This is a genomic window from Ensifer sp. ENS09, assembly GCF_014852425.1.
In the GTDB taxonomy this organism is placed as follows: domain Bacteria; phylum Pseudomonadota; class Alphaproteobacteria; order Rhizobiales; family Rhizobiaceae; genus Ensifer.
This window is the reverse complement of record NZ_JACVBP010000003.1, coordinates 1132971-1144534: the sequence shown is the minus strand read 5'-3', so window position 1 is coordinate 1144534 and position 11564 is coordinate 1132971. Positions and strand designations below refer to the sequence as shown.

General features: G+C 61.6%; 10 protein-coding genes. 5 read left to right on the top strand and 5 right to left on the bottom strand.

Annotated elements, in window-relative coordinates; genetic code table 11:
- Positions 1-250 precede the first annotated feature (250 nt).
- Positions 251-694, bottom strand: a complete 444-nt coding sequence (dtd, locus tag IB267_RS20495; RefSeq protein ID WP_192449222.1) for a D-aminoacyl-tRNA deacylase — start codon at positions 692-694, stop codon at positions 251-253.
- Between the two features lie 329 nt (positions 695-1023).
- Here dtd and IB267_RS20490 point away from each other — a divergent pair, with 329 nt between their 5' ends.
- The 4 genes from IB267_RS20490 to IB267_RS20475 all read left to right on the top strand — a co-directional run bounded on the left by IB267_RS20490 (position 1024) and on the right by IB267_RS20475 (position 5323).
- Positions 1024-1434, top strand: coding sequence for a BA14K family protein (locus IB267_RS20490; RefSeq protein WP_192449221.1), 411 nt, complete (start codon positions 1024-1026; stop codon positions 1432-1434).
- A 142-nt stretch (positions 1435-1576) separates the two neighbouring features.
- Complete coding sequence (locus tag IB267_RS20485) at positions 1577-2149, top strand: DUF1349 domain-containing protein (protein WP_371742579.1); 573 nt, start codon at positions 1577-1579, stop codon at positions 2147-2149.
- A 232-nt stretch (positions 2150-2381) separates the two neighbouring features.
- Entirely contained in the window at positions 2382-4739 is a 2358-nt protein-coding gene (locus tag IB267_RS20480) for an Orn/Lys/Arg decarboxylase N-terminal domain-containing protein (protein WP_192449220.1), read from the top strand.
- Between the two features lie 23 nt (positions 4740-4762).
- Positions 4763-5323 (top strand): GNAT family N-acetyltransferase, encoded by a 561-nt coding sequence (locus IB267_RS20475; RefSeq protein ID WP_192449219.1) that lies wholly within the window; start codon positions 4763-4765, stop codon positions 5321-5323.
- 26 nt (positions 5324-5349) lie between these two features.
- On the opposite strand, the gene IB267_RS20470 is transcribed toward IB267_RS20475, so the two are convergent.
- The 4 genes from IB267_RS20470 to IB267_RS20455 form a co-directional block, all read right to left on the bottom strand.
- Entirely contained in the window at positions 5350-5826 is a 477-nt protein-coding gene (locus IB267_RS20470; protein WP_192449218.1) for an SRPBCC domain-containing protein, read from the bottom strand.
- A 333-nt stretch (positions 5827-6159) separates the two neighbouring features.
- Positions 6160-7065, bottom strand: a complete 906-nt coding sequence (locus tag IB267_RS20465) for a phosphotransferase (protein WP_192449217.1) — start codon at positions 7063-7065, stop codon at positions 6160-6162.
- Positions 7066-7757: 692 nt separating this feature from the next.
- The gene (locus IB267_RS20460; RefSeq protein ID WP_371742578.1) at positions 7758-9008 is read right to left on the bottom strand and encodes an MFS transporter; all 1251 of its coding nucleotides are present in this window, start codon (positions 9006-9008) and stop codon (positions 7758-7760) included.
- Between the two features lie 11 nt (positions 9009-9019).
- A complete protein-coding gene (locus IB267_RS20455; RefSeq protein WP_371742577.1) occupies positions 9020-10543 on the bottom strand; it encodes an amidase in 1524 nt (507 codons plus the stop codon).
- A gap of 58 nt (positions 10544-10601) precedes the next feature.
- Here IB267_RS20455 and gcvA point away from each other — a divergent pair, with 58 nt between their 5' ends.
- Positions 10602-11534, top strand: coding sequence for a transcriptional regulator GcvA (gene gcvA / locus IB267_RS20450; RefSeq protein ID WP_192449216.1), 933 nt, complete (start codon positions 10602-10604; stop codon positions 11532-11534).
- Positions 11535-11564: the final 30 nt, after the last annotated feature.

Below are 11564 nucleotides of genomic sequence, written 5' to 3'. Positions count from 1 at the left end.
GGTCCAGACCCAAAATCAGCCTCAGCCAATCCAGGAAACTCTAGAGCGAAGGTCGTCGTCGCCAGCAGCGCCGCCGCCCTCGTCAGTGATCGGGCTTATAGACCCCCGCCCTCACAGACGTCAACAGGGATTTTCATCGACCCGACACAATTCTAACAACACATTGAAAATAAACAGTATTTCTATCCACAAGCAGCAACGGCCACTTTCCGCCCGCTTAAACGGGCGGAAAACGGCCGGCAAAGGTGGGTCAACCGGCCGCCGTGTCCAGCCAGATCGTCACAGGACCGTCATTGACAAGCTCCACCCGCATATCCGCACCGAAAACGCCATTCGCAACGGCAACACCAAGGGTCAAGACTTGCGCCGAGAAATGCTCATAGAGGCGCTTGCCCTCCTCCGGCGGCGCGGCCGTCGAGAAACCCGGCCGGTTGCCTTTCGTCTCTGCGGCCAAGGTAAACTGGCTGACGACGAGCGCTGATCCGCCCACATCGACCAGCGAACGGTTCATGCGATCCTGATCGTCCCTGAAGATGCGCAGGTTGACGATCTTGCGCGCCAGCCATTCGCTTTCCTTCTCGGTATCGCCCTTCATCGCACACACGAGGACCAACAGGCCGTTGGCGATTTCTCCCGCGACCGCTCCGTCTACAGTGACACGCGCAGATGAAACGCGCTGGACAAGTGCTCTCATGCAAAAATTCTCCCTATTGCTTGCCCGCGTTTATCCACTCCGAGGCGGTCGCAATCAAGCGCTAGGCGAACCGGACAGCAACCGTCAGGACGGCGTCGTCAGATCTGGTCGAACGATGGGTAGACCGCCGTCGCGAGGCTTGTCGATCGTGCGCAATGTTGAGGCAATCCGGGCGGTGTGATCTCAGCAGGCAATGGAGAGATCGGCGAAGGCGGGCGTCCGACATGAAGGCGCGCGCTTCAAACCGGAAACGACGCTGCAATGTTCCCGCAACGCGTGGTCGCAAGACTCCGGAACGAATCGGTTCGATATTTGAAGGAGTAGGTCCCATGCGTGCGTCGGTCTTCGGTAAGGTTCTCGCGCTGGCTGCAGCTTTGGGCGCGACCCTGCCTGCAGCCCCAACCGTCCTTGCTGACGATTACGATGGAGGTTGGCGCCATTGTGGGGACCTTCACGGAAGGAAGCGGTGGCGCTGTGAGGAAGCGCGGCGCGATCGGTGGCGTGAGCGCCAGGAAAAACAGGACAAGAAGGATCTGAAGGCTGGTTTGGCTGCCGGCGCGATCGGCTTGGCGCTCGGCGCCATCATTATCGGAGCGGCGCAGGAGGCGGAGCGCAAGCGCGAGGCGGAAGCTTATCGGCGCAACGATCGTGACGCGCGGTGCCTTGCGCGCTACCGCTCCTATGACCTGCGCAGCGGAACATTCATTGGGCGTGACGGCCGGCGCTACGAATGCCGGTGAAAGCTGGGCGTCCGGCCGAAAGTCGCCCGCACAGGCATGGCAACCCGTCGCGCAAGAAGCCTTTACGGACGCCTGCTCCAGCCATAGATGCGCAATGTTGGGCGCGCGCGTGCGCGCCGATCGCACAGGACTGGAGGGCGTTTTGACGGATTTTACCTGGTTGAACGAGCCGCGAAACTGGACCGTCGAAAATGGCGTGCTCACGCTCGAAACGGAGGCGAATACCGACTTTTGGCAGAAGACCTTCTATGGCTTCAGGCGCCATTCCGGACATGCGAGGCTGCAGCCGGTGAGCGGAGACTTTACCGCATCGGTGGTCGTGCGCGGCGACTATCGCGAACTCTACGATCAAGCCGGACTGATGCTCATTATCGACGAAACTCACTGGCTGAAGACCGGCATAGAGTTCACCGACGGCTTGATGCATTTCTCGGTTGTCGTCACGAACGGAACGTCGGACTGGTCGGTAATCCCGCTTGCGCAAGCGCAGCCGAACGCAGAAGTGCATATCCGGCTGACGCGGCACGATGCTGCGCTCAGGGTCCAGTTTCATCTTGGCGATGGTCTATGGCAGATGGCGAGATTATGTCCATTCTCCGCTGATGACGCACGGATAGGTGTCATGGCCTGCTCTCCCGAGCGCGAAGGCTTTACCGCGCAGTTCGAAGGATTTTGCCTGGGCGCTCCGATATCGCGCGACTTGCATGCCTCATAGGAACACTCGCTGTTAACAACAGCGATCCGCTCGCCTGGACCAGGCATTCGAGGTCCGTTGGACCCGTCATCCGTATTCCTTCGCACGCGCCTCGCCGCAGTGGAACTTCAAGAGCACATCGGGCGTTCCGCAACCTCCTGCGGCTCGACGAGCGCGTCTAACCACGGCCGCCGTCACAACATCGTCACGAAACGCACGAACAACTCGCTTCGTGTAAATGGCGGAGGCACCGATGGATTACTTCAGACGCTTCACCTTTTTGTTCGCGACACCCGCCTTCGACAACGAGGATCTCGAAGGGGCCCGGTATAAGCAGATCGTCGAGGAGATCGAGCGCTCCGGTTTCGAGGTGGTCCGCGCGCGCAGTCTTGAGGACGCGGAAATCGCCGTCCAGACGGATGCAGCCATCGGCTGCATGATGGTCGACTGGGGCAAGAAGGGCATGGAAGGCAAGACCGCCTCCCTCATCAACCTGATGCGCCGGCGCGGCCTCGAATTTCCGATCATCCTGCTGATCAGGCGCAAGCGCTTCGAAGACGTGCCGGTCGAAGTGCTCGACTTCATCGATGGCTATGTCTTTTTGTCCGAGGAGACCCCTGCCTTCATCGCGAAAAACCTGATCAGCCGCCTCAAGCAATATGCCGAGACGATGAAGACGCCTTTCTTTGGCGCGCTGGTGGATTACGCCGAGGAGGGCAACCAGCTCTGGACCTGCCCCGGGCATAATGGCGGCGTGTTCTATAGCCGCAGCCCGGTCGGCCGCGTGTTCATGGAGCATCTGGGCGAAGCGGTTTTTCGCGACGATCTCGACAATTCCGTGCTCGATCTCGGCGATCTGCTGACCCATGAGGGCCCCGCACTTGCCGCCCAGAAGGAAGCCGCCAAGATTTTCGGCGCGGAGAAAACCTACTTCGTCCTCAACGGCACATCGACCTCGAACAAGGTCGCTCTCTCCGCCCTGGTCACCGATGGCGATCTGGTTCTGTTCGACCGCAACAATCACAAGGCCGCCCATCACGGTGCCTTGATGATCTCCGGCGGCATCCCGGTGTACGTGCCGACCGCCAGAAACGCCCATGGCCTGATCGGTCCGATGGATTTCGGCAGCTTGAACGAAGAGACGCTTCGCGAGCGCATTCGCACCCATCCGCTGGTCAAGGACCCGGATGCCTGGCGGAAGCCGCGCCCGTTTCGAGTGGCGGTGGTGGAACAGTGCACCTATGACGGCACGATCCACAATGCCGAGATGATCCTGAAAGCCATCGGGCATCTGTGCGACTATATCCTGTTTGACGAGGCCTGGGCGGGCTTCATGAAATTTCATCCGCTCTATGCCGGTCGGTTTGCCATGGGCCTTGCCGAACTCGGCCCCGAGGCCCCGGGCATCATCGCCACGCAATCAACGCACAAGCAGCTTGCAAGCTTTTCCCAGGCCTCGCAGATCCACATGAAGGATCGGCACATCACCGGCCAAAAACGCCGGGTCGAACACCGTCGCTTCAATGAAAGTTTTATGCAGCACGCGTCGACGTCCCCCTTCTATCCCCTCTTCGCGTCCCTTGATGTCGGCGCGCAGATGATGAAGGGCCGTTCCGGCGAAGTGCTGTGGGATGATACGATCCGGCTCGGCATCGAGCTTCGCAAGAAGATCCGGGCGGTGCGGCGGGAGTTCGAGGAAAAGGAACGCCGGCCCGAGCGCCGCTGGTTCTTCGAGCCCTTTGTGCCGGACCGCGTGGCCATGCCGGATGTGGCAAGCCCCGGAGCGGTCCACGACGTGCCATGGGAGAGTGTCGCCACCGATCAGCTCGCCACCAATCCGGCCTTCTGGCACCTCACCCCGGGGGCCGCATGGCACGGCTTTTCCGATATGGCGCCGGGCTTCGCGATGACCGATCCCAACAAACTGACGCTGCTCACGCCGGGTTTCGACAGGGCAACTGGTGCCTATGCCGAGCACGGCATTCCGGCACCGATCGTTGCGCAATACCTGCGCGAGAACCGGATCGTCGCTGAGAAGAACGACCTCAACTCCCTGCTGTTTCTGCTCACGCCCGGCGTCGAGGCAAGCAAGGCGGGCACGCTGATCAGCGGCCTCGTCGCATTCAAGCGGCTTCACGACGACAACGCGCCGCTGGAAGAGGTCATCCCGGAGTTCTATCGACGCCGCCCCGGCCGCTACGCCGGCGTGCGGTTGCGCGACCTTTGCGGCGACATGCACCGCTTCTTCCGCGACGCCAATGTCAGCGCCCTGCAGGCCAGGCAGTTTTCCGAAGAGCACCTGCCTGACATCGCCCTTTCGCCCCACGACGCGGCGCGCTGCCTCGTGCGCAACGACGTGGACTTCCTGCCGATCGACGCCATTGCCGGGCGGATCGCGACGACGCCTTTCGTCGTCTATCCGCCCGGGATCGCTACCATCGTGCCGGGCGAAAGGCTAACCGCGCGCGCGCAGCCGATGATCGACTATCTCAAGATGTTCGAAACCTGCTTCAACACGTTCCCCGGCTTCGAAGTGGAGATCCAGGGCCTTTATCGCCAAACCGACGCGTCCGGCCGCATTCGACTTCATACCTACGTCGTCGCGGAATAAACTTAGGAGTATCGAGACCCCTCATGCCGCAGGATGAAACGATTATTATTCGCCCGTCCCGGGAGAGCGACGTCGACGCCATGCTGGCCATCTATCGCCGGCATATCCACCGCGGCATAGAAGAAGGCGTGGACGAGGGGGATACGCCGCAGCCCGACGACCTGCGCGAGCGGCGGAAGAACCTGAAAAGTCGCCGCTTGCCCCATCTCGTCGCGATCAAGGAGGGCGCCGTTGTCGGCTATGCCTATGTCGTTCTGTTTCGCAAGCGCCCTGCCTACCGCTATACCGTCAAGCACTCGATCTATGTTCAACACGAACATCTCGGCCAAGGCGTCGGGCGCCTGCTCATGCGGGGCCTGATCGACGCCTGCGCCGCAGCCGGCTTTCGCCAGATGATCGGCTATATCGACGCCGACAATGTCGCCTCGCTCACTTTGCACGAACGCTTCAACTTCGTTCGCGTCGGCCTGCTGCCAGGTGTCGCCTACCGCTACGGACGCTGGGCCGATAGCGTCATGGTCCAACGCTCACTCGGCACCGGCTCCACGACCCCGCCACCTCCCCCACCCCTCTCCACCCGTTGAGGATTGAAGACCGGCGGACCGTCCCTTCACCGCCGTTCAAGGAAGCGACCGAGCGAGCAATACTCCACCAAATTGTCGAGGGCCGCATTGGTCCCGATCTCCGTGCCTGAGATCATTCGGCCACCGAAGAGGGACGTCACCTGGACGGTCATCTTGACCGTCGTTGCATCGCCGTCGGCCGCCAGTTCCGTTGTAATCAGGCTCGACATCAGTTTTCTCCCGCCGGCTTCAACGATCTCGGCGCTGACCACGAGTTCGTCCGGGACAATCGAGATGTAGGTCGTGCGCCCGGTGTATTGCGGGTTCTCCAGTGAACCGCAGCGGAAATGGTCTTCGCCGCCCACGCGAAAGTCGGCCGCAGTATAGACGAACGCCGCGTCGTCAGACGGCGCACTCCAGCCGGCGCGGATGACCGGATCGGCAAATGCCTTGAAAACCGACGTCACCGGCGCTTCACAACGCCGTTCGAACACGAATGTCTTATGCCCGATTTCATAGTCCATAATTCGCTCCACCGCCCGTCCCCCAGAGTTTCTCGCGCGCATACTGCTTGCAATACACAATCGGTATCTATCAGGACCGATTGTGTTTCGCAATCAGATCGGCAATTTAGCAGTGACCTATCTGCTTCCTGCCAGATCCTCGGCGAACTCCAGGAAATTGAGCGAGGTCGCGGCGCTGACCAGAATCTGGGCGCTGCGCCGCTGGAGCTTCAGGCCTTCGCAGAGCTGCTCCAAGGTCGGGTTCCTGTCGGCAACGAACCGAAAGAGACCCTTCGCGAGCCCGCGCCCCTGCTTGCTTGTGCACTGCGGGAGCGGTTTGAAGCCGAACGGAGACTACGCCGCAAAGGCGCGCACGCCCGCGTGGATTGTCTCCGGGTCGCGGTTTTCGACGCCATACAGGATGTCGAGAAGCGGAAACGTCATTCGATAGAAGCTCATACGCTCCCTCGCCGCCGTGTCGGCCGGAAGGTACTCAAGCACCAGATCGACGAAGCCGTCACCCAGCCCTGCCGCGAGACTGGCAAAATCATAGGCTGGGTCACCGGGGCCGCAGCCGGAAAAATCGATAACGCCGGAGAGGCGGTCGCGATCGACGATGATGTTTCCAGTCCCAAAGTCCCCGTGGATCAGACACTGCGGAAGCGCGTCGCAGGTCGCCAGAAAATCGGAAAAACGCTCCCGCAGACCGGTGACGACATCAGGCGAAAGCAGCGGAAAGGCCACATCTTCGCATTGCGCCAGAAGCCGATGCCATTCGGACGAAGGCGCCTCGGCGGGCCCGGCCTCCAGGCAGTCGATGGGGACCGAATGCAGGGCCTGTAGAAAGGCGGCAAGGTCCGCAGCCAAAGTCTTCCGTGCGCCGATTGTCAGGCCGGCCAGGTCCGAAAGCGGTTCGCCCGGGATTTTGGCGTGCAGCGAGATGAGTTGGCCGCCGATGCGGTGCACCTCAAGATCAGGCACCGGCACGGGAAGAAGAGGCCGAACCGCACGGAGCGTTGAGGCTTCTCGCACGAGGTCGCGTTCGGCGCCGGCATGGCGCGGCAATCGAAGGATCCGATCGCCAAGCTGATAGGCGACGGAGTTCTGTCCCGAGCCGATCAGGACGGCCGGAGGCTCCGACGGCATGCCAAGTTCGGCAACGATCCTTGCCAGGAACATCGCATCGGCATCGCCATGAGCGGCGTCGACTTCCCCCTGAATGGAGCCGGGCGCGATTGGCGTTTCGGATTGATGCTTCACCGTGTTCGTCCTTTGCAGTTCAACCGTCAGCCCTTGTCCGCGCGTTTGAAGTCTATAGCCCCGCTCCTTCGCGGTGACGGCCCGGATCAGACCGATACCCCGCAACGGCGCCCATGGCGGACGGTCTGGCCGAAACACAGCGCCCCCCAAGAGCAGATGTTTGCGCCCTTGCTCTGACATCTCAGCAATCTCAGCTCACATAGCATCGATACCCATTCTTCGCCCGCATTCGACGAGATCGGCCGGTATCGGCAAAGGATGTGCATGAAGCAGGCCCCAAAGGAGCTCCCACGCGACACCGTATGCACCGTGATCGAGGTGGTCCCTTACGCGGTGAAAGGCTCTCCTTGACCTCATCTAGCGAGGAACGAAGCAGCGTCGACAGCGTCTGATAATAGTCGTCAAATTGCTCCCCGCTCATCCAGCCAACCTTTGAACCATTCGATCGGAAAGTCGATGGTCGCACTGCTCAACCGTGAAGACGGCCACTGCTCCGGCCCGCTTCGATTGGCGCCATGCGCGACCACAGGCGAAACGCGCAACGGATGAGACGCCGTTCGTCCTCTCGCCTCCAACCATATCCAAATGGTTGCATAGTTAGCAATACATCACAACCAATGCAAGCAATCTTGCAGGCGCATGGCGGCGATATCCAATACAAAAAGCGGGAACGAAAAAGCTGCGGCGCTGGTTCAAGGCCCTTCGGCAACCGTCCTTGACTTGAAGCTGATCGTCACGATCGCGACAAGCGCGGCCACGGCGTTGGCGCCTCCACTGATTGCAATAGCCGGGAAGTAGCTGTTGCTGGCGTCGTAGATAAAGCCGGCAAGGCTCGGGCCGATCAGCGTGCCGATTGCAACGCTCGTGTAAAGAAGGCCGATGATACCGCCGACATTGCGACGGCCGAAATGATCGGCAACCACGGCCGGAAGCACGGCGACCCAGCCGCCATAGAACAATCCGAACAGCAGGGCGAAGGCAGCGAGGGCCAAAAGCCCGGTCGCAAAGGCCCATACCGCAAGCGACACGGCGATGCCTGCGTACATGACCGCCAGGAAGGTGTCCCGACCCAAGCGGTCCGCAAGCCCCCCAAGGCAGAAGCGCCCCGCTGTGCTGCCGACGCCGATCGCACTCAGGAGGAGGACGGCGACGGTTGGAGCGATCTGGTGATCGACTGCAAACGGGACGAGATGGACGAAGGGAACGAACACGCCGATTGCACTCAACAGGCATGCCACATACAGGCCGACAAATTGCGGCGTCCGGATTGCATCCTTGACCGAAACGCCCTCCGTTGCCACCGACTTCCCGACGCCGGGCTCAGCCAAGGCTCCGTCCGGACGAAGACCCCGTCGCCCCGGATCGCTTTCGAGCAGCAGCGACGCGCCGATGCCGACGGCGGCGGCCGCGCCCCCGAGCACCAGATAGGCCTCTCTCCAGCCTAGCGTCGCGATCAACCATGTCGCCAGCGGCGGCAGGACAAGCGTGCCGAGCCCGATACCGCTGACCGCAAGCCCCGAGGCCAGGCCACGTCGCGCGACGAACCAGCGCTGCACGGCCCCAAGGGCAGGCACATAGGCACATCCGACGCCCAGGCCGATGCCGAGCCCGTAGGCTGCATAAACCTCGGCAATGGTGCGCGCCTGGCCCGCCAAGACGAGGCCGAGACCGACAAGCGCCATGCCGACAACGCAGAGCGATCTGGCCCCGAACCGGTCCGCAAGCGGGCCGGAAACCACGCCCAGGCAGAAGTACAAAAAGCCTGCCAAAGAAAAAACGAGCGAAACGGAGCCACGCGATGCCCCGAGATCCTGCTGCAACACCTCGATGAAGGCGCTGAAGGTATAGGCGCTACCAAAGCCTACGAATGTCAGCGTAAACGTCGCGGCGACGACGACCCATCCGTAGAAGATGCCTAGGCGCTGGTGGTGAGTGTTCATCATCGTTCTCCCCCTCAGCCTTTTCCTGGGTGCCGCTTGTGCCAAGCCGTGTGCCCCTGGAATGCCGCTCCGGCGCGCACAAGGGTCAATTCCTGGAACTGACCGGCCAAGAGTTGAAGGCCGATCGGCATGCCATCCCTTGCGATGCCTGCAGGGAACGTCAGTGCCGGATGGCCGCTCATATCGAGAGGGCAGGTGTAGCGTTGCAGCCTGGCGATCAGATCCGGCTGCTCACCAAGTGTCGCGATGGTAGCGAGCGTCAGGGGAGCGAACGGCTGAACGGGGGTCAGGATCATGTCGACGGACGCAAACTGGGCTTCGACGTCGCGACGGAAAATCGTCCGTCGCAAAAGGATCTGCTGATACTCAGCCTCCGAAACGGCCTTGCCCATTTCGATGACGCCGGCAAGGATGGGCCCGTACAAGTCCCTGTTCGCGGCGAAGTCTCGCTCGTGAACGGCTGCCGCCTCCACGGCGCAGTTCGGCACCCAGTCGGCAACGGCCTGGCTCACATCCGGGAACCTGATCTCGACCATGTGCGCGCCAAGAGCAGTAAAAACGTCCGAGGCAGCGGCGAGAGCGGCCTGTGTCTGGGGTTCCACGTCCTCACTGTTCCACCGCGGATCAAAGCCTATCCGCAGACCGCCGATCGAGCTTGGCGACGCCGAAGCGAAATCCGGCACCGCTTGCGCGGCCGCCGTCGGGTCCTTCGGATCACTTCCCGCTATGGCCGCAAGAAGGATGCCCGCATCCATGGCGCTTCGCGCAATCGTGCCGATGTGGTCGAGGGAGGGAGCGAGATCGAAGACGCCGTGCCGGCTGACCCGCCCCCATGTCGGTTTGAGGCCCGTGACACCATTTGCGGCCGCCGGCCAGCGGATCGAGCCGCCCGTGTCCGACGCGATCGCACCGAAACAAAGGCCCGCTGCCGTGGCGACAGCTGAACCACTCGAGGAAATCCCGGCCCAATAGTCCGCGTGCCACGGATTGACAGACGGGGTGATTGCCGGATGGTAGTCCGAATAGGCGCCCTCGGTCATCTGCGTCTTGCCGACAATGATGGCACCTGCTTGCCTCAGGCGTCTGACGACAGTGGCGTCTTCGCCCGGAACAAAATTGCCATGGACGAGCGTCCCGGCCCTGGTTGGCACGCCTTCGATCCAGCACAGGTCTTTGACGGCGATGGGAACGCCGTGCAGCGGGCCGCGATGGCCTCCGGCGGCAATTTCCTTATCCGCCGCCTTCGCCTGTTCCAGCGCGCTTGTTTCCATCACCTGCGCATAGGCGTAGAGATCCGGATCCAGTCGCGCGATGCGCCGAAGTTGGGCCTCGGTGACCGTAAGCGAGGAAACGCTCCCACTTTTGATTTTGTCTGCGATCTCCGTGAGGGTCAGCAAACTGAATTCGTCCGAACCTATCGTCATGCAATTTTTCCCGACTGCGGCAAGCCCATATACATTAGAAAATCTGTCTTTCTCAATCGCGCCTCCTGCTCCTCGTGAACCGTGAGACAAGCGGTGTATAATGTGATAATGCACGTCGTACTCGGCCGACAAACCAGATTTAATCAGCCATATAACTTAGAAAAACTAAATCATGAGCCGCCACCTTCCTCCGCTCAACGCCCTGAAGGCTTTCGAGGCTGCCGCCCGCCATCTCTCGGTCAAGATGGCGGCCGACGAGCTTTGCGTCACGCCGGGTGCCGTCAGCCAGATGCTGAAGTCGCTGGAGGCACATCTTGGGGTGAAGCTGTTCGAACGGGTGACACGCGGCATTTATTTGACCGATGCGGGCCGGGACTATCTGCCGGCGGTCCGCAACGCCTTTCGCCAGATTGCCGAAGCCTCGCGACGCGTCATGGCCTCCAACGACAACGGCATGCTGACGGTCAGCGTCACGCCGTTTTTCGCATCGTCCTGGCTCGTGCCGCGCATGCGATCCTTTCAGGAAAGCAACCCCGAAATCGATCTCCAGATCGTCGCAAGCAGCGCTCTCGCCGATTTCTCCCGCGGCAGCATCGATGTCGCGGTGCGCCATGGTGCCGGCCGCTATCCCGGCCTGCGCAGCGACCACGTCTTAGCCGTCGAGATGGTCGCCGTGACAGCCCCTGATCTCGTCGATCGCCTCGGCGCTCCCCGATGTGCGGCCGATCTCATCCGCTGGCCGCATATCCATGATGCCGACCGAAGGGGATGGAGCCTTTGGTTCCAGGCAAATGGCGTGGAAGAGTTCCGCCCTCCCCGTGGCGCGTCCTTTGACGATAGCAGCCTTATTCTGAAGGCGATCCTCTCGGGCCATGGCGCAGGCCTGCTGCCCGCTGCAATGATTGCAGCGGAACTCGCCAGCGGCGAGCTGGTGCAACTCCTGGACGCAACCTTGATAGACGAGTTTGCCTATTATCTGGTGTGCCCCGAGCACGCCCAGGACAATCCAAAGATCGCGATCTTCCGGGATTGGATACTCAACGTGGAGAAGACACAGCTGACCGATGCCTCCGGCGAAGTTCGGAACGCGCGGCGCCTTGGCTGACACCCTGCGGATGCCGACCGCGGCGGGTCA

Bases quoted from the DNA above. Each gene is read 5' to 3' on its own strand.
- dtd (WP_192449222.1), bottom strand. From the start codon at position 694: ATGAGAGCACTTGTCCAGCGCGTTTCATCTGCGCGTGTCACTGTAGAC.
- IB267_RS20490 (WP_192449221.1), top strand. From the start codon at position 1,024: ATGCGTGCGTCGGTCTTCGGTAAGGTTCTCGCGCTGGCTGCAGCTTTG.
- IB267_RS20480 (WP_192449220.1), top strand. From the start codon at position 2,382: ATGGATTACTTCAGACGCTTCACCTTTTTGTTCGCGACACCCGCCTTC.
- IB267_RS20475 (WP_192449219.1), top strand. From the start codon at position 4,763: ATGCCGCAGGATGAAACGATTATTATTCGCCCGTCCCGGGAGAGCGAC.
- IB267_RS20470 (WP_192449218.1), bottom strand. From the start codon at position 5,826: ATGGACTATGAAATCGGGCATAAGACATTCGTGTTCGAACGGCGTTGT.
- IB267_RS20460 (WP_371742578.1), bottom strand. From the start codon at position 9,008: ATGATGAACACTCACCACCAGCGCCTAGGCATCTTCTACGGATGGGTC.
- gcvA (WP_192449216.1), top strand. From the start codon at position 10,602: ATGAGCCGCCACCTTCCTCCGCTCAACGCCCTGAAGGCTTTCGAGGCT.